18 protein-coding genes are annotated in these 22,129 nt (G+C 44.1%); 16 read left to right on the top strand and 2 right to left on the bottom strand.

Annotated features, from left to right (window positions below; genetic code table 11):
• Nucleotides 1–58 precede the first annotated feature (58 nt).
• From G601_RS0102290 to G601_RS0102250, 9 genes are all read left to right on the top strand, one after another.
• Nucleotides 59–1,012, top strand: a complete 954-nt coding sequence (locus G601_RS0102290) for a hypothetical protein (protein ID WP_026664358.1) — start codon at nucleotides 59–61, stop codon at nucleotides 1,010–1,012.
• A 73-nt stretch (nucleotides 1,013–1,085) separates the two neighbouring features.
• Complete coding sequence (locus tag G601_RS0102285; RefSeq protein ID WP_026664357.1) at nucleotides 1,086–2,795, top strand: SGNH/GDSL hydrolase family protein; 1,710 nt, start codon at nucleotides 1,086–1,088, stop codon at nucleotides 2,793–2,795.
• An 81-nt stretch (nucleotides 2,796–2,876) separates the two neighbouring features.
• Nucleotides 2,877–4,889: an alpha-glucuronidase family glycosyl hydrolase gene (locus G601_RS0102280; RefSeq protein WP_026664356.1), complete on the top strand. Its 2,013-nt coding sequence runs from the start codon at nucleotides 2,877–2,879 to the stop codon at nucleotides 4,887–4,889.
• 41 nt (nucleotides 4,890–4,930) lie between these two features.
• On the top strand, nucleotides 4,931–7,081 hold the full coding sequence (locus G601_RS0102275) for a glycoside hydrolase family 3 C-terminal domain-containing protein (protein WP_026664355.1): 2,151 nt from the start codon (nucleotides 4,931–4,933) through the stop codon (nucleotides 7,079–7,081).
• A gap of 116 nt (nucleotides 7,082–7,197) precedes the next feature.
• The gene (locus G601_RS21555) at nucleotides 7,198–8,544 is read left to right on the top strand and encodes a glycoside hydrolase family 5 protein (protein ID WP_035790217.1); all 1,347 of its coding nucleotides are present in this window, start codon (nucleotides 7,198–7,200) and stop codon (nucleotides 8,542–8,544) included.
• Nucleotides 8,545–8,691: 147 nt separating this feature from the next.
• Entirely contained in the window at nucleotides 8,692–9,369 is a 678-nt protein-coding gene (locus G601_RS0102265) for a L,D-transpeptidase (protein WP_026664354.1), read from the top strand.
• A gap of 221 nt (nucleotides 9,370–9,590) precedes the next feature.
• Nucleotides 9,591–10,265 (top strand): amino acid ABC transporter permease, encoded by a 675-nt coding sequence (locus G601_RS0102260; protein ID WP_026492508.1) that lies wholly within the window; start codon nucleotides 9,591–9,593, stop codon nucleotides 10,263–10,265.
• Between the two features lie 12 nt (nucleotides 10,266–10,277).
• Entirely contained in the window at nucleotides 10,278–11,018 is a 741-nt protein-coding gene (locus G601_RS0102255) for an amino acid ABC transporter ATP-binding protein (protein ID WP_026664353.1), read from the top strand.
• 40 nt (nucleotides 11,019–11,058) lie between these two features.
• On the top strand, nucleotides 11,059–11,859 hold the full coding sequence (locus tag G601_RS0102250) for a transporter substrate-binding domain-containing protein (protein ID WP_026492506.1): 801 nt from the start codon (nucleotides 11,059–11,061) through the stop codon (nucleotides 11,857–11,859).
• A 60-nt stretch (nucleotides 11,860–11,919) separates the two neighbouring features.
• Here the strand turns inward: G601_RS0102250 and G601_RS0102245 are convergent, their stop codons facing one another.
• A complete protein-coding gene (locus G601_RS0102245; RefSeq protein WP_026664352.1) occupies nucleotides 11,920–12,813 on the bottom strand; it encodes an AraC family transcriptional regulator in 894 nt (297 codons plus the stop codon).
• Between the two features lie 180 nt (nucleotides 12,814–12,993).
• Here G601_RS0102245 and G601_RS21550 point away from each other — a divergent pair, with 180 nt between their 5' ends.
• Nucleotides 12,994–15,537: a beta-mannosidase gene (locus tag G601_RS21550; RefSeq protein ID WP_051205492.1), complete on the top strand. Its 2,544-nt coding sequence runs from the start codon at nucleotides 12,994–12,996 to the stop codon at nucleotides 15,535–15,537.
• Between the two features lie 46 nt (nucleotides 15,538–15,583).
• Nucleotides 15,584–16,528 carry a type I phosphomannose isomerase catalytic subunit gene (locus tag G601_RS0102235; RefSeq protein WP_026492503.1) on the top strand — a complete coding sequence of 315 codons (945 nt, stop codon included), beginning with the start codon at nucleotides 15,584–15,586 and terminating at the stop codon, nucleotides 16,526–16,528.
• 49 nt (nucleotides 16,529–16,577) lie between these two features.
• Here the strand turns inward: G601_RS0102235 and G601_RS0102230 are convergent, their stop codons facing one another.
• On the bottom strand, nucleotides 16,578–17,195 hold the full coding sequence (locus G601_RS0102230; protein ID WP_026664351.1) for a hypothetical protein: 618 nt from the start codon (nucleotides 17,193–17,195) through the stop codon (nucleotides 16,578–16,580).
• Nucleotides 17,196–17,489: 294 nt separating this feature from the next.
• Here G601_RS0102230 and G601_RS0102225 point away from each other — a divergent pair, with 294 nt between their 5' ends.
• The 5 genes from G601_RS0102225 to G601_RS21545 all read left to right on the top strand — a co-directional run bounded on the left by G601_RS0102225 (nucleotide 17,490) and on the right by G601_RS21545 (nucleotide 22,050).
• Nucleotides 17,490–18,086, top strand: a complete 597-nt coding sequence (locus G601_RS0102225) for a CPBP family intramembrane glutamic endopeptidase (protein ID WP_026492501.1) — start codon at nucleotides 17,490–17,492, stop codon at nucleotides 18,084–18,086.
• A gap of 52 nt (nucleotides 18,087–18,138) precedes the next feature.
• On the top strand, nucleotides 18,139–18,699 hold the full coding sequence (locus G601_RS0102220; protein ID WP_026664350.1) for a DUF2975 domain-containing protein: 561 nt from the start codon (nucleotides 18,139–18,141) through the stop codon (nucleotides 18,697–18,699).
• Between the two features lie 11 nt (nucleotides 18,700–18,710).
• On the top strand, nucleotides 18,711–18,941 hold the full coding sequence (locus G601_RS0102215) for a helix-turn-helix domain-containing protein (RefSeq protein ID WP_026492499.1): 231 nt from the start codon (nucleotides 18,711–18,713) through the stop codon (nucleotides 18,939–18,941).
• Nucleotides 18,942–19,211: 270 nt separating this feature from the next.
• Nucleotides 19,212–20,273 carry an acyltransferase family protein gene (locus G601_RS0102210; RefSeq protein WP_026664349.1) on the top strand — a complete coding sequence of 354 codons (1,062 nt, stop codon included), beginning with the start codon at nucleotides 19,212–19,214 and terminating at the stop codon, nucleotides 20,271–20,273.
• A 250-nt stretch (nucleotides 20,274–20,523) separates the two neighbouring features.
• Nucleotides 20,524–22,050 carry a flotillin family protein gene (locus G601_RS21545; protein WP_155829529.1) on the top strand — a complete coding sequence of 509 codons (1,527 nt, stop codon included), beginning with the start codon at nucleotides 20,524–20,526 and terminating at the stop codon, nucleotides 22,048–22,050.
• The last annotated feature ends 79 nt before the right edge of the window (nucleotides 22,051–22,129 follow it).

Here is a 22,129-nt window from a genome sequence, read left to right as displayed (position 1 = left end):
AGAATCTGAGGGGCGGCTTTTAACAGGTCGCCCCTTATTATTTCTAGAGGTAAAAAATATGGACAAGGTAAAATTTCATCTTCCCGGATTGCGCTACAACTATCCGCTTAATATGTTTTGGATCAGTCTTATGGAGCAGCATCCTGAATATTTTAGAGAAGGAGTGGAGATAGCATCATTTTTCGGAGCTTTCCCACTGGCATTGTGGAACGGAGGACGCTTCTTGGGAAATGACCAGTGCGATGCAGCATTTGTTAAAAATGTCGTAAAAAGCATAAATTCCAAGGGAATTCCGATTAGATATACATTCACAAACCCCCTTCTTACAGAGGAAGACTTAGACGATCCCTTCTGTAATTTCTGTATGGAGGTTGCAGACAATGGAATGAATGAAGTTCTTGTCTTTTCAGAGGTTTTAGAGAAATATCTTAGGGAAAAATACCCTTCATATCACTTTAACAGTACAACCTGCAAAGAGATTCGCGATGTTGAATCACTTAATGAAGAAATGAAAAAGGACTACAAGTATGTAGTTCTCGATTACAACCTTAATAACAAATGGGATCTTTTAGAGAAGATCGAGCACAAGGAAAAGCTTGAGGTGCTCATAAATGCCTGCTGCGTACCGGATTGCAAGCGCAGAGGAGACCACTATAGAAATATAGCAATAAATCAGAGAACAACCCTTGAGAACAGAAAGCTTCCCAAGGATAAACAGAAGTCCATTAAGCCCTGGACCTGTGAATACGGCGATAAAAACTGCATTTACACAATTCAGGAGTACTCCACATTTGTTTCCCCCGAGATGATCTGGGAGAAATATGTGCCAATGGGTATAAATAATTTCAAGATCGAAGGAAGAACAGGCAACCTGTTTTCACTTATAGAGACCTATAGTTTTTATATGCTTAAGCCTGAAAAGGTGGGAGAAGCAAGATTACTGCTTCTTAGAAACCTTGAAAGCTCAGGAATCATTACTGTAAATAAGCCAAGACCGGGCAGATGGCCGTAATCAGAACGGACGGTAAATAGCAGATTAATTATCGAAAAAGAGTTTATATAATGGCTCTGGGAAAGAGGAGAGTATGAGTACCGAAGAGAGAAAGGGGCCTGTAGCCCCCAAAGACCCGACAAAGAAAAGACCGTTTTTTTACATAATGCAGGATAAGCAGATCTTTGCAGCTCCGCAGCCTGACGGAAGGGGAATCCAGTACATATATGAGGATATGGGCAGACTTCAGGATTCCGCAAAGCTTCAGGGCAATGTGACAGATGAAAAGATCCTTCAGATGCTCGGAACAGCAGAGGGCTTCAGAAAGCTCGTTCACAGCATCGGTGTATACGTTACTGAGGAAACAAGAAAAGAGACTGTAACCTTCGTTTTACAGATGTACGGCGATAATCAGGGCGATCCTGCAACTATAGTAAGCAAGAGCTTTGTGGCAGACGGATCAGAGCAGATAATAGACCTTACAGAGGTTGACTGGTGCGAGAACGACAAGGTTCCCGGACAGATCAGATTTGAATATGACAGATCAGGCATTCAGTCCATGGTTGATGTGTGCCTCTACTTAAATGACGGCTTCGAAGCTCCCGAGCAGATCACAGACAGCGCTGTGGACTTCGAGTCAGACGCATACAAGGAGATGATTCACAGATCTCTTATGCAGAAGGGCAACCTCGAGAGACTTCACAAGGTTACTGAGAAGGCTAAAAACGGTGAGGACGTAACTCTTTCCTTCATCGGAGGTTCAATAACACAGGGTGCAGGAGCTATTCCGATTCACAAGAAGTGCTATGCACGCATTTACGCTGATGCTTTTGAAGAGAAGTACGGCAATGGCGGCAAGGTTAATCTCATAAAGGCCGGCGTAGGTGGAACACCTTCAGAGCTTGGAATGATCCGCTTTGAGAGAGATGTACTTCGCGACGGCAAGGAGAAGCCCGACCTTATCGTTATCGAGTTTGCGGTAAATGACGAGGGTGATGAGACACAGGGCGTATGCTACGAGAGTCTTGTAAGAAAATGTCTTGCACTTCCCTGGAAGCCGGCAGTAGTTCTGCTGTTTGCAGTATTTTCATACGACTGGAACCTTCAGGACAGACTTGGTCCTGTCGGAGTAAAATACGACATTCCAATGGTAAGCGTACTTGATGCAGTAACTCCTCAGTTTGGTCTTATGCCTGGCGAGGGCAGAGTGATATCCAAGAAGCAGTTTTTCTATGATATTTATCATCCCAGCAACTATGGACACATGGTTATGCGCGACTGCCTGATGGAGATGACTGCTGAAGCAGATAAGTGCACAGAGTTCGAGGCTGAGGGAGACCTCCTCGGAAGAGAGCCTGCAATCGGAGCAGATTTCGAGAAGGTATATCTCGTAGACCGCAAGGATATCAGCAGCGCAGAGGTATCAGAGGGTGCTTTTGCAGGAACAGACAAGGTACTTCAGATGGTTGAGATGGACAGCGAGGTTGTGCCTGTAGCTGAGTTCCCCAACAACTGGTACTACGACGGAAGCTCAGATGATCCGGAGCCCTTCCGCATGAAAATCAGCTGTCAGAAGCTGCTCATTATCAATAAAGACTCAGGAGAGCCTGATTTTGGAACAGCAGAGGTGTTCGTTGATGGCAGAAAGGTACTGGATGTTGATCCTCACGTTAATGGCTGGACACACTGCAATCCTTTAATCGCCTTAAACGGCGCAGAGGTTGGACTTCACGAGGTAGAGGTTCGCATGGCTAAGGGCGATGAGAGAAAGAAGTTCACTATTCTGGGATTCGGAGTAGTTTAATAAAAGCGACATAATACACATCAATACATCATGATGACATGATGTATTGAGCAGTGCAGGGTAATAAACTGGAGAATACAGATGAATAAAACCACATGGAGCCAGCTCTGGCTCGACTATGGAAAAAAGAAGGGTCACGTAAGCTGTGACAAGGAGAGCATTGCAGTTGTTTTAGACGGCTTCTCAGCAGAGAATCGAGTTATAAAGAGCCTTAAGAGCGAGCTTGAAAAGGCTTTTGATGGTCTTTTTGATAAGAAAATCACCTTTGCAGATGATGCAAAGAGCACTGATGAGAATGCCTACATAATAACCATTGCGAAAAACGATTCTATGGCTGCTGAGAGCTACAAAATTGTAGCGGACAGCAAAACCATCAAGGTAGAGTCTTCAGACGAAAATGGAGCCTTATATGGCGTTTTCCACGTGATCCGTGAACTCATGCGCGGAACAGCCATTGATGCTATCAAGGCTGAGTGCAAACCGTCTAATCCCCTTAGAATGATGAACCACTGGGATAACATGGACGGAAGCATCGAGCGTGGATATTCCGGAGAGTCATTTTTCTATGAGAACAACGACATCGTAATCAACGACAGAACCAGAGACTATGTGCGTTTCATGGCAAGCGTCGCAGTAAACGGTATCGTTATCAACAACGTTAATGTTAAGGATGCGGCTTCATACCTCATCACAGACAGATTTTTTGACAAGGTAAGAGAGCTCACAGAAATCTTTGCTGATTACGGTATTAAGTTATATCTTTCACTTAATTTCGCATCACCTATCGAGCTTGGTAATCTCCCTGTCTGCGATCCTCTTGATAAGGACGTAATCAAGTGGTGGGATGACAAGTTCGCAGAAGTATATAAAAAGCTGCCCCTTCTTGGAGGCTTCCTTGTGAAGGCAGATTCCGAGGGAAGACCCGGACCCTTCACCTATGGAAGAAATCAGGCAGACGGTGCAAATATGCTTGGAAAAGCTATCGCACCCTATGGTGGAATCATTATCTGGAGATGCTTTGTTTACAACTGCACTCAGGATTGGAGAGACCGCAAAACAGACCGTGCAAGAGCAGGATATGACTACTTCAAGGAGCTGGATGGCAAGTTCCTTGATAACGTCATTTTGCAGATAAAGAACGGACCCATGGATTTCCAGATAAGAGAGCCCATTTCTCCTCTTATCGGTGGTCTCACCAAGACCAACCAGATGCTGGAGGTTCAGATAGCGCAGGAGTACACAGGACATCAGATCGATCTGTGCTACCTCATGCCTATGTTCAAGGAGGTTCTGAACTTTAAAACCTACTGCCAAAAGGATAACGACACAGTCGCAGATATTGTCAGTGGTAGATCCTTTGGCAACAAGCTTGCCGGAATGGCTGCAGTAATTAATACAGGAGATAACGCCAACTGGACAGGCAATTACCTTGCTGCAGCTAATCTCTATGGATTTGGAAGACTTGCCTATGATACAGAGCTTTCTTCAGAGGAGATTGCCAAGGAATGGGCTGAGATGTCCTTCAACCTTGAAGGCGAGGAGACGAACAAGCTTGTTTCCATGCTCATGAATTCCAGAGAGATCTATGAAAAGTACACAAGCCCTCTGGGAATCGGCTGGATGGTAACACCTCACGAGCACTACGGACCGAGCATTGACGGTTATGAGTACTCAAGATGGGGTACCTATCACAGAGCTGACCACCTTGGAATCGGTGTGGACAGAACTGACAAGGGCACCGGCTATGCACAGCAGTATTATCCGGAAAATGCTGAGAACTACAACGATCACGATAAATGTCCTGAAGAGCTTTTGCTGTTTTTCCATCACATAGCCTACGACAGAAAGCTTAAGGACGGAAGAACTCTTATTCAGTACATATATGACAGCCATTTCGAGGGAGAGGCTGAGGCAGAGAAGCTTTTCGAGACATGGAAAGGACTTGAAGCTCATGTTGAGCCCGAGGTTTTTGCATCTGTCTGTCACAGATTTGAAATGCAGATAGCAAACGCCAAGGAATGGAGAGATCAGGTAAACTCCTATTTCTACAGAAAGAGCGGAATACCTGATGAAAAGGGAAGAGAAATTTACTAATTATGGGGTAAAAAACAAGTAATCTTGTAGAAAGGTGTGTTATGAACAGACAACAGGCTAGAGAAAAGGCTAGGGAACTCGTTAGCAAGATGACTGTGGAGGAAAAGGCTTCACAGCTCAAATTCGATGCTCCCGCAATAGACAGATTAGGAATACCTGCATATAACTGGTGGAACGAGGCCCTTCACGGTGTTGCCCGTGCAGGCACTGCAACAATGTTCCCGCAGGCTATAGGACTTGCTGCTGCATTTGATGAGGAGCTCATGGAGTGCATCGGTGAGATCATCGCAATAGAGGGTCGCGCTAAGTACAACGAGCAGTCAAAGCGCGGAGACAGAGACATTTATAAGGGCCTTACATTCTGGGCTCCTAACGTAAATATATTCCGTGATCCCAGATGGGGAAGAGGTCATGAGACCTACGGTGAGGATCCGTTCCTTACAAGCAGACTTGCAGTTCCCTTCGTAAAGGGAATGCAGGGCGATGGCGAGTACTTAAAGGCAGCTGCCTGCGCTAAGCATTTTGCTGTACATTCAGGTCCCGAGGGTGAGCGTCATCACTTCAACGCTATTGCTTCCAAGAAGGATCTGGAGGAGACTTACCTTCCTGCATTCGAAGCCTGCGTAAAGGAGGCTGATGTCGAGGCAGTGATGGGTGCCTATAACAGAACAAATGACAAACCCTGCTGTGCAAACGAGGAGCTCATGAACGGATATCTCCGTAAAAAATGGGGCTTTGAGGGCCATTATGTATCAGACTGCTGGGCTGTCCGTGATTTCCATGAAAATCACCATGTTACAGGTGCACCTGAGGAGTCAGTAAAGCTTGCTCTTGAGACAGGCTGTGACCTTAACTGCGGATGTACCTACCAGAAGGTTATGAACGCTTATAGAGCAGGAATGCTTGATGAGAGCGTGATAACAGCTTCCTGTGAGCGTCTTTTCACTACAAGATACTTACTTGGAATGTTCGACGAGACAGAATACGATAAGATTCCCTACACAGTAGTTGAGTGCAAGGAGCACCTTGACGTTGCTCACAGAGCAGCTGCTGAGAGTATGGTTCTTCTTAAGAATAACGGTCTTTTACCTCTTAACAAGGATAAGATCGGAACAATCGGTGTGATCGGACCTAACGCTAATTCCAGATCAGCACTTGTTGGTAACTACCACGGAACATCCTCAAGATATGTAACTGTTCTCGAGGGAATTCAGGACTATGTGGGCGATGATATGCGCGTAATGTATTCAGAGGGTTGCGATCTCTGGAAGGAGAACGTGAGCGGTCTTGCTGATCCCAACAAGCCTGACAGACTTTCAGAAGCTCTTACGGTTGCTGATTACTCAGACGTAGTAGTTGTAGTTGTAGGACTTGATGAGACACTTGAGGGCGAAGAGGGCGATACAGGTAACCAGTTTGCATCAGGAGATAAGATCGACCTTAACCTTCCTCTGTCACAGAGACAGCTCCTTAAGGCTGTTCTTGACTGCGGAAAGCCCACAGTTGTTGTGAACATGTCAGGAAGTGCTATTAACCTTGCAGCAGCACAGGATAAGGCAGGCGCTGTTCTTCAGACCTGGTATCCCGGAGCAAGAGGCGGCGAAGAGGTAGCAAAGGTGCTCTTTGGTGAGCTTTCACCTTCAGGAAAACTGCCTGTAACCTTTTACAAGTCATCTGCAGACCTTCCGGATTTCAAGGATTACTCCATGAAAAACCGCACCTACAGATACTTCATGGGCGAGGTTCTCTATCCCTTCGGATATGGTCTTACATACGGCGATTGCAGCGTAAAGAGCATGGCTGTAGAGAACGTTGATAACGGAGATGTTAAGAGCGAGTTCACTAAGCCCAACGGAAGTGAATTTAACGGAGTTAACGTTAAAGTTACCGTTGCTAATAGTGGCAGCGTAGCAACAGATGATGTTGTTCAGCTTTATGTAAAGGATACAGAATATCAGGATGCAATCCCGAATCCCTGCCTCTGCGGATTTAAGAGAGTACACTTAGGGGCCGGTGAGGAGAAGGAGATAACAGTAACTGTTAATGCAAGAGCCTTCACATCAGTTGATGAAGACGGAAACAGAAAGATCTTTTCAAAGGCATTCCGTCTCTACGCAGGTGTATCCCAGCCGGATAGCCGTTCTGAGGAGCTTACGGGACACAAATGTGTTGCTGAGGATGTGAATATCTAAAATAAATTATCGGAAATATCATGAAGGTGCCATTTTTGCCATGAAAATGGTACCTTTTTTATCTGAAGAAGGGTATATTGGATAGGATGAAATTATAGTTAGAAAGGGAGTTCGTTATGAAAAAGAAAGCAATGGCATTATTACTGGCAGCTACACTTGTAGCATCAGTAGGTTGTGGAGGAGCAGGCGCAAATAACGCAGCCGACACAGCAAATAATGCAGAAACTACAGAGACAGCAACAGGGGCAGAGTCTTCTGAAGAGGCATCTACAGAGGAAGAAGCTGCTGAGGATAGTGCAGAAGAAGCTTCTACTGAAGAAGTGAAAGAAGAAGCTGCCGAAGAATCTTCAGAGGCTGAGGAAACAGAAGAGAAGTCCGAGGATACCGAAGAGGCTGGCACAGAGGAGACAACAGAGTCAGAGGACAGCGAGGAGGAGGACGTGACACAGACACCGGCATGGGAGATTGTAAGCCAGATGAAAATTGGCTGGAATCTTGGAAATACACTTGATGCACATGAACCCAGTATAAAAATTACAGATGCTCCGTCTAAACAGGAGACCTGCTGGGGAAATCCTGAGACAACCCAGGAAATGATCGATGCAGTTCTGGATCTTGGTTTTAATACCATAAGAATCCCGATCACCTGGAAGGCACACATCGACGAGAACAACCAGATAGATTCAGCATGGATGGATCGCGTTCAGGAGGTTGTGGACTATGCTTACGGAAGAGGAGCATACGTCATCATAAACGTACATCACGAGGACTGGAACTATCCTTATTACGACAATCAGGACGCAGCTTCAGAGCGTCTGGCAGCAATATGGACACAGGTATCAGAGAGATTTAAGGACTATGATACACACCTTGTTTTCGAGCTTCAGAATGAGCCCAGAAAGGTCGGAACAGACCTTGAGTGGAACGGTGGCGATAAGGAAGGCAGAGACGTAGTAAATGCCGTAAATATGGCCGGATACGAGGCAATAAGAGCATCTGAGGGCTATAACAAGGAGCGCCTTATCATGTTCCCCGGATATGCAGCAAGTAACCAGACCAACTGCCTTATGGCTATAAAGCTTCCGGAGAATGACGACTGCGTAGCGGTTTCAGTTCACTCCTACACACCTTATTCATTTGCGCTTGAGATGCCCGGTCGCAGCACCTATGACAACGACCATGGCGATCTGGACAGACTTTTAAAGGATATAAACAGAATCTTCCACTTCAAGAATGTTCCTGTTATCATCGGCGAGTTCGGTGCCATGAACAAGGATAACGAGGCAGAGAGAGTAGAGTGGGTAAGCTACTACTTAAGGAAGGCAAGAGAGATGAACGTTCCCTGCATCTGGTGGGATAACGGAATCTTCGAGGGCAGCGGTGAAAAGTTCGGAATTATCGACAGAAGAACACTTGAAACACCTTATCCTGATCTCATTAAGGCCATTCAGGAGTACAGATAAAAAACAGTGTATAAAGAGAATAGTAAAAATATAAAGCGTATCTCAGCAATCTATTAAAAAAGCATTAAATAGGTATTTCCTCGTTAGCAATATGATAGAATACATGTATTCACATAATATCGTGTTTCTAATGAGGGGGAAGCTAAGATGCGTGAAATAAAAAGATTTTTATCAGTTGCAGTTTTTGCATTTCTGTTGTTAACGGTTTTACGAATGCCTGCTAAAGCAGACGGATTTGATGCGAATTTCTACGCGCAGAAGTATCCGGATGTAGTAGCTGTCTTTGGTAACGACCCTGCAGCATTATACAATCATTACGTTACATACGGAGCCAAAGAGGGCAGATCCCAGAATCAGGCTGAGGATACCGCAAAATACCAGGCTATGCTGTCAGGCGAATCAGCACCTCAGGCAGCGGCAGCTCCTGCGGCTGTTGCCGGATTACCGTACAACACCTACATTGATGTGGATATCGATGCTCAGACCATGACCTATTATGAAAATGGACAGGTAGCATTGCAGTCACCTATAGTATCCGGTAATCCCAATCGTGGAAACGGAACACCCAGAGGAACCTACACCATCCAGTCCCATATTGCAGGAAAGCGCCTTATCGGACCTACCTGGAATGTATGGGTTGACAGATGGATGCAGTTTACTCCTAATCCCTGCCACATCGGTCTTCATGATGCAACCTGGAGAAGCTCATTTGGTGGCGAGATTTATAAGTCAAACGGCTCACATGGCTGCGTAAATCTTCCGCATGACATAGCTGTAGCTCTTTTTGACAGAGTAAATGTTGGAACACCGGTAGTTGTTCGCTGATAACGGATTAAAATTTTAAAAGTCGCGGGCAAAGTGTAGAAATACATTTTGCCTGCTTTTTATATGTTTTACAGAGGAAAGTAGTAGGCGAAAGGCCTTCTTTTTATGTATAATAGAAAGAGCTGATTTGAATACAGTTGACTAAATAAGAGAAAAAGAGTATAAAATGTTTTATGCAAATGAGTTGTGCAAAATAGAAATTATACTCACATGGAAGAAATATGTTTGATCAGAATACAATAGAACTATTATTAAGCTCTTTTCCCAAGATACTGGAGTATGGAATAAGAGTTACCCTGCCACTCGCAGCCATTGCATTTGTTTTATCCACTGTTTTGTCAGTGTTTGTAGCGATGGTGCAGTACGCGAATCTCCCTGTTTTAAGGCAGATTTGCAGATTTTATATATGGATAATCCGCGGTACGCCGCTTTTGGTACAGCTTATGGTGGCATTTTACGGGCTTCCGCTTTTAGGGATACATTCCAATCCCTTCCTGATGGCAATAATCGTATTTACCATAAATGAGGGCGCATACAGCGCTGAGACCATGAGAGCAGCTATGGAGGCTGTTCCTGCAGGACAGCTTGAGGCCGGTTACTGCGTGGGAATGAACTACATGCAGATCATGTGGCATATCATATTGCCCCAGGCCTTCAGAACCGCGTTCCCGTCGCTGTTTAACGCACTTATAAGCATGGTTAAGGATACATCTCTTGCATCCAGCATCACGGTGGTTGAGATGTTTACCAGAACCAAACAGATTGCCGGACAATCATATAATTACCTCCCGCTGTACCTTGAGGTTGCAGTAGTTTACCTGCTTTTCTGTACGGTTTTGACCTATATGCAGAAAAAGGGCGAGCTGGTGCTCGGAAGCTACGGCGTGAGAAAGTAACAGAGGTTTATTATGGCATTACTTGAGATAAAGAATATACATAAAGCTTTTTCCGGCAATATGGTGCTTAAGGGGATAAATCTGCAGGTGGACAGAGGCGATGTGGTGTCAATTCTTGGTCCTTCGGGATCAGGTAAGACGACGCTTCTTAGATGCATCAATTTCCTTGAAAAGCCCGATGACGGAGAGATGTTTTTTAAGGGAAAAAGCCACAACCTTACAGGGATAAACGGCGCAGAGATATCTGCCATAAGAAAAAGAACAGGCTTTGTTTTCCAGAATTATAATCTGTTTGCAAATAAGACAGTTCTTCAGAACGTGACACTGGGACTTACTTCAGCAAGACACATCCCTAAGCATGACGCTGAAAAGAAGGCTATGAGCGTTCTTGAGAAGGTTGGAATGAAGGACAAGGCATCTTCATATCCCAGTCAGCTTTCAGGCGGACAGCAGCAGAGAGTAGCTATAGCAAGGGCTCTCGCGACAGATCCTGACATCATATATTTTGACGAACCCACTTCAGCGTTGGATCCCCAGCTTACTGCGGAGGTTCTGGACGTAATGAGAGAGCTGGCATCCGAGGGAATGACAATGATAGTTGTCACCCATGAGATAGGCTTTGCCAAAGAAGTATCTTCAAAGGTTGTTTTCATGGCAGACGGAGTTATCGTGGAGGAGGGAACTCCCCAGGAGATCTTCGTAAATCCTAAGCAGGCAAGAACCCGGGAGTTTTTGCGACTCACCGATTTCTGATAAATGTAACTATAGATGTTTTACAGGAGGATGATATTTGATGAAAAGAAGACTTATTGCAACTATGATGCTTGTCGCAACAACAGCAATGGCCATAGCTGGCTGTGGCGCTAAGAGTAGCTCCAATGACCACCTTGCAAGAATAAAGAGTGCAGGAAAGATAACAATTGCTACAGAAGGCGTATGGGCGCCCTTTACCTATCACGACGAGACTACAGATGAGCTTGTGGGCTTCGATGTAGAGGTTGCTGCTGCAATCGCTGAAAAGCTTGGAGTTGAGGCTGATTTCCAGGAGGTTGCCTTTGATGGCGGACTTACCGGAGTTACAACCGGCGCTTTCGATATGATGGCTAACGGCGTAGATGTTACTGAGGAGCGTGGAAACACCTATGATTTCACAGATCCTTACGCTTACGATCACGCAGTAGTTGTTACACTTGCTTCTAACGATACCATCAGCTCATTTGAGGACTTAAAGGGCCTTACAACAGCTAATTCAGCAGGTTCAACCTATGAGGCTATGGGAGTTCAGTATGGTGCTACAGTATCAAACGTAGACACTATCGGTGAGACAATGACCCTTGTGCAGAATGGCACAGTTGATGCAACTATCAATGCTAACACATCAGCTCAGGATTACTTCAAGACAACAGGAGCAACAGACCTTAAGGTTGCTGCAGTTGACGCAGAGGTAACAAAGTACGCTATTCCTCTTAAGAAGGGCGAGGACAACGACTCCCTCAGAGAGGCTATAAATAAGGCTATCAAGGAGCTCAGAGAAGAGGGTAAGCTCACAGAGATATCTAACAAGTATTTCGGTGCTGATATTACTGCAGAATGATGAAAAAAGAAAAAGCATGGCGGTATGATAACTGCCATGCTTTTTATATGGAATGTTATTCTAGCTCACTATTTGTTTTCTGTCTTCGGAAAGCTTTCTAACCTGCTTGGGTGTTATACCTTTTAGCTTTTTATAACACCTTATAAAATAACTACTGTCAGTAAATCCTACTTCCTGCGCGATGAAGGCTATATCGTAGTTGGAGAAGTGTAGCATATTCTCGGCGATGTTGATCCTGGTGGAGGTAATATACTCCTTGCAGGACATGCCGAATCTCTTCTGGAAATTTCTGGAAAAAGTAGCATGTGAGACATTGCACATAGCTGCCAGCTTTTCCACGGTAAGAGGCTCGAAGTAGTGAGAATCAATATATTCGGAGATCATATCAAAATGAAGCTCATAAGAAGGGTGGACGCCTTTTCCGGAAGGTGTCAGCCCTTCTTTTTTCCATATTCGGACAAAATATCCCAGTATTTTCAGAAGGTCTGAGGAGATCATCAGGGAGTAGGCATAATCCCTGGACTGATTTTCCTTAATGATACTCTCAAACAAGGAGCGCATCTTCCACTGCGACAGGTCCTTGGGCGAAATAAGGAGGCTTGCTCCGGTATTATCGAGGCCGTGAAGAATAGTCCTGATGTCGGTCTCATCCAGCTTGCTGGTGGGAAGGTTGGCAGGATCGAATTTTATGACGTCGTATTTAGTTTTAGTGCAACCGTTGGCAAAATCTATGCCATGCACGCTCTTTGGCGGGAAAAGCACCACAGAACCGGTTTCAGCGGTGAGAACCCTGCCATTAATGGCCACATCAACTTCTCCTTCAAGGATGTAGAGGAGCTCCACATAGTAGTGCCAGTGGGTGGGAACAGGGAGTTCAGCGAACTTTGTATCCACTACAAATGCTTCGTAGGGAGATGTGATCGGATCTATATATTCGTATAAGCTATTATTCATAAATGCTCCGTTTTTAATATAAATATCTGCCTATAAAGTATAGGAAAATAGAGATAATTTTGCAATATGAGAGATTTGTCCTATTTTTATAGAGCTTATTTATATTATTTGAACAGGGAGTCCTTATAATAAAATACGTGGCCACGTCCATTAGTACTTTTCCTGAGGAGGAAGAAATAAATGAAGACAGTTTTATTAAATGACAACTGGAAACTTACTGTTCTTGGAAAAAACGTGTATGACATACCCGAAGAGGCTATAGATACTGTTGTTCCTTCCACAGTTTATTCGACACTTTTAGAGAAGGGCCTTATGCCTGACCCTTTCTATAGAGATAATGAGCTAGATGCGCTTAAGCTCATGGAAAATGATTTTAAGTATGAGACTACATTTACTGTAGATAAAGAGCAGAGAGATGCTGACAGAGTCATCGTCAGATTTGAAGGAATCGATACTTTGGCAGATGTATATATTAACGATCAGAAGCTTGGCTCTACAGATAATATGAACCGTGTATGGGAATTTGACATTACACATGTTATCGATGGAGATGCCGAAAATACTGAATATACACTAAAGGTGGTTTTACATTCTCCTACAAAGTTCATCGCAGAAGAGGATGAGAAATGCCCCGTAGGAGCATCAAGTGACGCTATGCCGGGATTCCCTCACATTCGTAAGGCAGCCTGCATGTTCGGATGGGATTGGGGCCCGAGACTCCCTGATGCCGGAATTTTTCGCGAGGTTAAGCTGATAAGTGTAAACAGTGCAAGACTTACAGATGTATATCTCGAGCAGGAGCATAAGGTTAAGGAAAAGACCATTCGCGGCAACGTGGTTGAATCCGTAGAGGTTTCTGCAGATGCAGAGATAGAGTGGATGCCCGGAATTACTGAAGGCAACGTAAATATCAGACTTAGCGTGGTATCTCCTGACGGCCAGACAGAGGTTACAAGCGAGAGTATCTGCATCGATCCGGTTACAGGCTCTGCGCCTTCATCCAATCTAACAGGACTTAAATGCCTTGTGAGATCCAATCATTTAAAAACACATGTTACCATTGGAAACCCGCAGCTGTGGTGGCCTAACGGCTATGGCGATCAGCCTCTTTACAAGGTAAAGGTTGAGCTTATCTCCAAGGAGGATGAGTCTGTTCTCGATGTTTGGGAGAAGAAGATCGGTCTTCGCACAGCAACCGTCAACACAGATCCCATGCCGGGAGAAGAGTTTGATGAGCACATGAAGGATCAGGTTCCTGACCTTGATGATGGCAACAATATGGTTATTTCAGACGGCGGCCGCAAGGTTTTCGTAACTGATAAAGAGGCTAAAAGGGTTGAGGGCAGAAATTTTGCCTTCGAAGTTAACGGACTTCAGTTCTTCGCAATGGGTGCTGATTACATCCCTGAGGATAACCTTATCACAAGACAGAACAGAGAGCGTACGGATATGCTTCTTTCATCCGCTAAGGAAGCTAACCACAACTGCATCCGTATCTGGGGCGGTGGCTACTATCTGGACGATTTCTTCTATGATGTTTGTGATGAGAAGGGACTTCTTATCTGGCATGACCTTATGTTCTCATGTGCATCATACGAGCTTTCAGATGCCTTTGAGGAGAATATTTCTGTCGAGATAAGACAGAATATCAGAAGACTGCGCTCACATCCGTCAATCGGACTCTGGTGCGGTAATAATGAGCTGGAGACTCAGTATGAGGCGCTTGTTTGGCAGAAGAGCAAAAAGCAGACCTACGACTATATCCATCTCTATGAATACATTATTCCCAAGCTTGTGAAGGAAGAGGATCCCAAGGCATTTTACTGGCCTTCATCACCTTCATCAGGCGGTAATTATGAGAACAGTAACGCTGAAAACGTGGGAGATGTTCACTACTGGGGAGTTTGGCACGGCAATGAACCTTTTACAGCATACAGAAAGCACCATTATCGCTTCCTGTCAGAGTTCGGATTCCAGTCATTCCCTGCACTTCAGACAGTTAAGAGATTCGCAGAGGAGGGTGACTTCAACGTATATTCCCGCGTCATGGAGATGCACCAGAGGAATACAGCTGCAAACGGTAAGATAATGAACTACATGTCACAGACATACCTCTATCCGAAGAGCTTTGATGAGCTTTTATACTGCTCACAGCTTCTTCAGGCAGATGCTATCCGCTACGGAGTTGAGCACTTCAGAAGATTCCGCGGAACCTGCATGGGTACTGTGGTTTGGCAGCTTAATGACATCTGGCCTGTTGCATCCTGGGCAAGCCTTGATTACTACGGCAACTGGAAGGCGCTTCATTATGCTGAAAAGAAGATGTTTGCACCTGTCCTGTTGTCCTGCGAGGAGCATGGCGAAATAGACCAGAAGCCCTATGTTAATACGCTTCCTCAGCCCGTAGATGTCAGCGCTAATCTTCACGTAGCGAATGAGACAGCAGAGCCTGTAAGCGGAGTTGTAAGATGGTCCCTTAGAAATCCTGATTCTTCCATTGTGAAGGAAGGCAGCTTCGACTTTACTGCACCTGCCTTTGGTGGCACATGGCTTCCTCACCTTGATTTCAACGATCAGGACAGACTTAAGGTTCATCTGTACTATGAGCTTGTGATAGGCGGAGAGGTAGTATCCTCAGGTTCTACGCTGTTCTGCGCACCCAAGCACTACCAATTCATGGATCCCGGACCGAAGTGGAACGGAGACAGGTGTCAGCGAAGCTGACGGATGAGGGGAATTGGGAAAGCAATAGAAAGGATTATTACAATACATGGCAATACTTAAGTTACAGGCCCCTACTAAGGATTATCTTTGGGGCGGAACCCGTCTGGTAGAGGAATATGGTAAAAAATCTGCCGGCGAGGTAACTGCCGAAAGCTGGGAATTATCTTGCTTTCCCGGCAGTGAATCAATCATTGAAAGTGGTGAATTTGTAGGAAAAACTCTTACAGAATATATAGAGGCAAAGGGAAAGTCCGTACTTGGCACAAACTGCGAAAAGTTCCAGGATTTTCCGGTGCTTATCAAGTTTATTGATGCGAGAAAGGACTTATCTCTTCAGGTACATCCTTCCGATGAATATGCGAGAGAGCACGAGAACCAGTTTGGTAAAACCGAGATGTGGTACATCATCGATGCTGAAAAGGATGCATTTTTGTACTACGGCTTTAACAGAGAGGTTTCCAAGGAAGAGTTCGAGAAGCGCATAGAGGATCAGACCCTCACAGAGGTGCTTAATGCTTGTCCTGTACAGAAGGGCGATGTGATTTTCATTGAATCCGGCACTCTTCACGCTATAGGTGCAGGTATTCTCCTTGCTGAGATACAGCAGAATTCCAACGTCACCTACAGAGTATATGACTACGGAAGACGTGATAAGGACGGCAATCTCAGAGAGCTTCATGTTGAGAAGGCGCTTGATGTTACAACTCTGGCACCGGTTAAGAGACCTGCAAGTCCTACTCCTCACATTGGAGTGAGCAAGTACTTCACAGTTGATAAGATCAGCCTTTCAGGACATATTACAAACAAGCTCACCGGAAGTGTTGATCAGACATCTTTCCTCCACGTACTTATTCTCGATGGAGTAGGAGAGCTCAAGAACGGCTGCGGTGGAATGCACTTCAAGAAGGGCGACAGCTTCTTCCTTCCCGCAGGTAGCGGAAATTATGAGATTTGCGGAACGTGTGAAGCAATTCTGACATACGAGAGCTAATGAAAAGGCAGTAGATCGGTTGGTCTACTGCCTTGTTTAAAAACATCTGTTATCTCATAATGCTCATGGCGCTGCCATATAAATCACCGCATTGTTCCTGAATTTGGGAGTACAGATTTCTGTACTCATCATTGTCAGCGCAGATAAGATAGTCGTAGGATTCCATTTCCTTAATAAGCTTTTTGGCATTGTAATAATCGTTAACAGGATCTTTCGTCCTTAAGGATAAGGTTTTTAGCGAATCCTTCAATAAATCATAATAATCTCTGTCTGCTTCTAATGCTCTGCACTTATCCTTTACGGCACAATAATCAGCTTTTATATCTGCTGCAGTAAGATTAAATTCATTGTTTAAGCGGAAAAATCTCTTATATTTCCTGTATAAAACTCCCCAGGATAATTCCGGTCTTCCAAAATCATCCCATTTACCAAGCATTTTACCATCTGTACATTCAGTTATATGGCGAAGTATCGCATCATTGGTATCCAAATAAAAAACCGATGTCCGTGAAACCCAGTAATGATAATTGTTGTCATGCTCTGCCATGATAATGACATTTTCGCTATTATCAAGGATGTAATACATGGCCCTGTTCGATGGATCAGGATCATAATTGGGAATTTCATTGGGAAAATCTTTTGCAAGATTATAATCTGTAATATTCATGGCGCTCCTTTGTGATAGACAGGATAAATCGCTGTCGTAGTATATACTGATTGTAGCTCAATATAGACTATTATCAAAGCCTGTATTCTGGCGCCTATTGATATCGAATTATTTTTTTGTTTCCTTATGGATACTCCTCAAGACCCAATTTTCATGCACAATATAAAAAAATTAACGAAAAACGTTAAAAAATAGTTGACACACATTAACTACGTGTGATATATAATATTTAACGACAAACGTTAACACTTTTACAAGAAATATAAAACAAATTACAAGCGAGGGAAAAGACTTATGAGTATGGTATTAGTAAACGAAGCGATCAGTTCTGTAATGCAAACATTATTATTCACACTTATTCCTTTCATCGTATGGCTGATAACAGCCAGGAAGAAGGAGTCATTTTTCAGCTGGATAGGCCTTAAGGGAGTTGGCGAAGATAAAAAGCAGTGCCTTAAATATACTTTAATAGCTTTTGCAATCTGTGAGGTTGCAGGATTCATTGTAAATAATATGTTCATGAAAGAGTGGAATATATCACAGTATGCAGGAATGGGCGCTGAGGGAATCCCGTGCATAATATTATTCTCATATGTACATACAGCTTTTTCTGAGGAGATTTTATTCAGAGGATTTATCCAGAAGAGACTGCAGAGTAAATTCGGTTTTAGGATAGCAGTTGTTATCCAGGCTATAATCTTTGGATTGGCTCACTTATTACCTGCTCTTGGGCAGATAAATTTCGCGCAGGGAATGGTACTTATGTTTTATCCTATGATACCCGCAGTTTCAATTGCTTTTGTTGATGAGAAGAAGGCAAATGGTTCCATCCTTCCTGGATGGTTGATCCATGGAACATTGAACATTATTGTACATGCTTCACAGTTATAACAATAGATTCAGTAACAACGTATAGATCATATGAAAAGAGAGGTAAGGGAAAATGAAAGATTCAAAGCTTAGAAAAGTAACAGCATTTTTAGCAAAGGTTATTGAAGTAGTTGGGTGGTTTGGCGCTGCACTTATGATCATTACCACAGTAATTCTGATGGTAGGCAAGAAACAGATAATGGAAGCTTATCAGAGTGGCACTTTAAAAGCAGGTAGCATAACATTAATCGGAACAATGAATAATTCACCTGAGTGGGCGATGGATGTCGTAGGCCGCGGTGGTGCTGCGTTTATATTCATTCCGCTTGCTATTTTATGTGTGCTGACTGCACTTATTTTCAGAAATGTGTACATGATTTTTAAGGCATCAAATGTGGCATCACCTTTCTCAATGGAGAATGTTAAGAGAATCAGAAATATCGGTATCTACGCAATTGCATTACCTATAGTAAAGGTTGTAGCAGGACTGATCTCCTTCATAGCGATGAAAAACGGCGATTATGCGCTCTCAGTTGAGCTTTCAGAAGTGGTATTTGGCCTTGTAGCACTTTGCCTGTCACAGTACTTTGCTTACGGTGCTGAGCTTCAGAGCGATGTTGATGGATTGCTGTAAGGAGGTGCCCTATGGGAAAAATCATGCTTGAACTGGATGTAATGATGGCGAGAAGACACATGTCTCTTAATGATCTTTCAGATAAGGTAGGCATCGCCAACGTAAATATGTCGAAGATAAAAAATAATAAGGTAAATGCCATTAGATTCTCAACCCTGGCAGGAATATGTGAAGCCCTTGAGTGCGATCCGGGAGACATCTTAAAATACGATCCGGACGGAGAGAACGACGAAACTGAATAATAGTAAAAGGCCTGCTGCACTAATGATGTCGTGCAGCAGGCTTTTTTGTTGCACAAGACCGGCAAGCGAATGGATGCTTGCATACAAATTCATTTGCCGGTTGTAAGAACATGGAGCACGAAGTGCGGAATGTTCGTGTGCGAAATCGAGTAGGAGTCAGCCTACTCGATCTGGAGTATGAAGGTATGAACGATTTTTAATAGTTATTTAATGGAATAGTACATTTATATGGTATATCGTTAATTAATAAGAGAACCGGGGGTAAACATTATGAGTGATAAAAAGAAGGTAAGAATAGAATTAATCGATATAGCAAAGGCTATTACCATCATACTGGTAATACTCGGGCATACTACGGGCAATCTGGAAACGCCAATGTATAGGCGCCTGTTGTACGCTTTTCATATGCCGCTATTCTTCTTTCTTGCCGGTATGTCCATTAAAGCGAAAGAACTTAAGTCATTCAGGGAATGGATGAGTTTTATTGAGAAGAATCTTCTTGCTCTCATTGTTCCCTACCTGATTTTTGCGTTTATCTATGCACCCTTCAGTTTCGAAAACGTACCAAAGTTCCTGTACGGCTCCTGGCAGATGCTGGGCAAGACCGGCACCCTGACATCATTGTGGTATCTGACATGCTTCTTTGTGGCCAGAATCTACTGTCAGGCACTTATGAATCTTCTTAGTATTGCAAAGTGTAAGAACATGAATTTATGGCTTGGGATTCTAGCAATTCCGATGTTTGCCATTGGTTTTATGCTCCCGAAGATCGAGATTGGGTATCCGTGGTGTTTGAATGTCAGCTTTGTAGCAACAGGCTTTATCCTGCTGGGCATTGCACTCCGTCAGCAGATACTTATTCTGGCACAGTCAACAGGATGGATACTGTTTATTATCACCGTGGTTTCAGGAGTAATGCTTGCGTTCGGAACCATCTTACGAGGTGATGCCCTGGAGCTGAGCCTTATGTGTGGCGGCGATTACGGCAATGTCTTTTGGTTTATGTATAATTCTATTTCAGGTACAGTTCTGATATTGGGCATATCCATGCTGATCTTCCGCGTTTCGCGTGAAGGTGCCAGACCGTTCAGCACAGCAGCCATTACATATGTCGGACAGCATACGCTGGGCATATTCCTTCTTCATAAAAACATACAGCTTGATCTGATTATTCCATGGATTCGAACCTGGCTGGAAGGACCGCAGCTGCTGGTGGCTTGTATCGCAACGTGCATTTCCTTCGCAGCTGCCCTGCTTCTTTGCGCAATCATAGAAAAGTTTGTGCCACAGCTACTGGGACAGTTCCCGATTTATCCGCAAAAGGAAGCATGAATGTTATGTTGGTAGAAAACAAGTGAGAATTATGTAAAGCTTCTTAAGATGATTGTTAAGAAAATAGGTAATGAAGAACAGTAACAACAAAAGCTTGCTGTACGTATGATTACGTACAGCAAGCTTTTTTCCAAAATGTGAAAATAAAGTACAAAAAATAGCCAAAAAAGTGATATATTTATTCAGTGCGGATTGATAATATTAAACCGTAAACAAACAACATTATTATTAAAGAGGGAAGGTGAAAACCATGTTGACAAACACAACACTCGCAATTCTTATCGCAGCCATTATTATTCTGGCAATCATCATCATGGCCGCTGGCTATGTGAAGGCTCCGCCGGATAAGGCTTATATTATATCCGGTATGAGAAAAGTTCCACGTATCCTCATTGGTAGAGCAGGAGTTAAGATCCCGTTCCTTGAGAGAGTCGACAGACTTTATCTTGGACAGATGACAGTTGATATTAAAACAGAGCAGTCAGTTCCTACCAATGACTTCATCAACGTAAATGTTGACGCTGTTGCTAAGGTAAGAATCGGCACAACACCTGAAGCTATTCAGCTTGCTGCCAAGAACTTCCTTAACAAGTCTCCCGAGCAGATCACACTTGATCTTCAGGATTCTTTACAGGGTAACATGCGTGAGATCATCGGTACACTTGCTCTTAAGACCATCAACACTGACAGAGACAGCTTCTCAGATCAGGTTATGGAGAAGGCATCTAAGGACATGAACAAGCTCGGTATCGAGATCCTGTCCTGTAACATCCAAAACGTAACTGATGAAAATGGCCTTATTAGTGACCTTGGTATGGATAATACCGCTAAGATCAAGAAGGATGCCGCTATCGCAAAGGCTCAGGCTGACAGAGACGTGGCAATTGCTAAGGCTGAGGCTGACAAGGCAGCTAACGATGCAAGAGTACTTGCACAGACAGAGATTGCTGAGAAGAACAACGCTCTTGCAATCAAGCAGGCAGAACTCAAGAGAGAAGCTGATACTGCAAGCGCTGTAGCAGACGCAGCTTATGAGATTCAGACACAGGAACAGCAGAAATCAATCCAGACAGCAACCGTTAATGCTCAGATCGCTAAGGCTGAGCGTGAAGCAGAACTGAAGCAGAAGGAAGTTCTCGTAAAACAGCAGGAACTTGCTGCTGAGATTGAGAAGAGAGCAGATGCTGAGAAGTATCAGGCTGAGAAGAAGGCTGAGGCTGAGCTCCTTCAGAGACAGAAAAAGGCTGAGGCTGCACAGTTCGAGCAGGAGCGTGAGGCTGATGCTCAGAAGGCAAAGGCTGAGGCTCAGAAGTTCGCAGCAGAGCAGGAAGCTGCAGGTATCAAGGCTAAATATGATGCTGAGGCTGCCGGTATCGCTGCAAAAGGTAAGGCAGAAGCTGAGGCTATCAAGGCAAAGGGTATTGCGGAAGCTGAAGCAATGGAGAAGAAGGCAGAAGCCTACAAGAAGTACAACGGCGCTGCTATGGCTGAGATGATGATCAAGATCATGCCTCAGATGGCTGCTGAGATCGCTAAGCCTCTTTCACAGATCGACAAGATCAACATTTATGGAACAGGCGATGGATCAAATGGTGCAAGCCAGATTTCAGGAAACATGCCTATCGTTATGAAACAGGTATTTGATACCATGTCAGAGGCTACAGGCGTTGATTTCACAGAGATCATGAGAGCCGGTACATATGATGCCAAGGTTAATAAGAACATTAACCTTAGCGGTGACAATGTAAATGTCACAGTTGATAAATCTGAGAAATAATCAGTAAATAAGTAGTACAAGGGCCGCCCTATTGAGAAATCAGTAGGGCGGTTTTTTCATATATTAATATACGATAAAA

The organism is Butyrivibrio sp. FC2001, assembly GCF_000424125.1.
Taxonomy (GTDB): domain Bacteria; phylum Bacillota; class Clostridia; order Lachnospirales; family Lachnospiraceae; genus Butyrivibrio.
The sequence above is the reverse complement of the archived record's forward strand: the minus strand, read 5'-3'. Positions and strand labels throughout refer to the sequence as shown.